Annotated in this window: 1 protein-coding gene; it reads right to left on the bottom strand. The window is 44.8% G+C overall.

What is annotated here, in order from left to right; genetic code table 11:
- A partial coding sequence (locus tag C9J45_RS21360) for an Orn/Lys/Arg decarboxylase N-terminal domain-containing protein (RefSeq protein ID WP_304592079.1) occupies positions 1 to 1,328 on the bottom strand: 1,328 nt, incomplete at both ends.

Consider the following 1,328-nt stretch of genomic DNA (forward strand, 5'->3'; position numbering starts at 1 on the left):
TTACCACTTTCGCCTTTCATCATGTTAGCTGCAACATCGTTAGACGCACAGATTGCGTATAGTGGCGATGTTGAAGTGTGCATCATGTATGCTTGGTTGAAACGGTCAAAGTTGATCGCGTCTTCACCGTTACGTACGTGAATGTATGATGCTTGAGACAATGCATTCAATAACTTGTGAGTTGAGTGAGTTGCAAATACTGTTGGACCTTTGTGGTCTTTAGCATCGCCACGCATTGCGAAGTGACCCTTGTAGATAGGGTTAAAACGTGCGTAACCGAACCATGCTTCATCCATGTGAATACGGCTAGAGCTTTCGCCTAGTAGCGCTTCAGTCACTTCAGAGTGGTAACATAAACCGTCGTAAGTACAGTTAGTTACAACCGCGTAGCTCGCTTTTTTCTCATCAGCGTTGAAAGGAATGCCCGCATTTTTAGCTTTAAGTGCGATGCCTTCTTTGCTCATTTGAACTTGGCTGATTGGACCGATAATACCGTAACAGTTACGGCTAGGTACCATGTAGATAGGGCGTGCACCCGTTAAGATCAGACCTTGCTCGATTGATTTGTGACAGTTACGGTCACAAATAGCGATGTCGTCATCTTTCAAACATGCTTGCATGATTGTACGGTTTGAACCAGAAGTACCTACGATACCAGAGTAAGATTGGTGAGCACCAAATACTTTAGCGGCTTCAACTTCTGAATCTTTGAATGCGCCGCTGTGGTCAAGTAGAGAACCCAGTGCTGCACGTTCGATACCCATATCGGTACGGAATAGATTTTCGCCGAAGAATTCGAAGAATTGGTTACCAGCAGGGGTCTTAGTAAAACCGATACCACCTTGGTGACCAGGCGCAGACCATGAGTACTCATGGATGTCGTTGTAGTGCATCATCGCTTTCATGAAAGGCGGTAGCACTTGTGAGCGGTAACGACGCATAGCAGCAACGATACGGCCAGCAACGAAATCTGCAGTATCTTCTAGTACTGAGTAACACTCATCAACACGTTCCATTAACTGGCGGTTGTTAAGAATAGAAGTACGAGCGCGTTCTGCTAGTAGAAATACTGGCACTTCAGGTTGACGTGCTTGTAGTGCTGCTAACAAATCAACTTCTTCGTGAGAGTTAACGATTTGCTCTTCAGTTTTTTCAAGAGCTAATACAAGGCTATCGATTTGAGATGCCATGATAACCGCACGTGCATCTTCGTAAGAAGTGGCAGTAACGATTTCGATAGTACGGCTTTCTAATTCAGCGATTAATGATTTAGTTGCACGATCGGCAAAGCTGTTTGGAGTAATGTTTTGGTGCTCAATAACGAGAGC

The organism is Photobacterium sp. GB-1 (genome assembly GCF_003026165.1).
Classification (GTDB): Bacteria; Pseudomonadota; Gammaproteobacteria; order Enterobacterales; family Vibrionaceae; genus Photobacterium.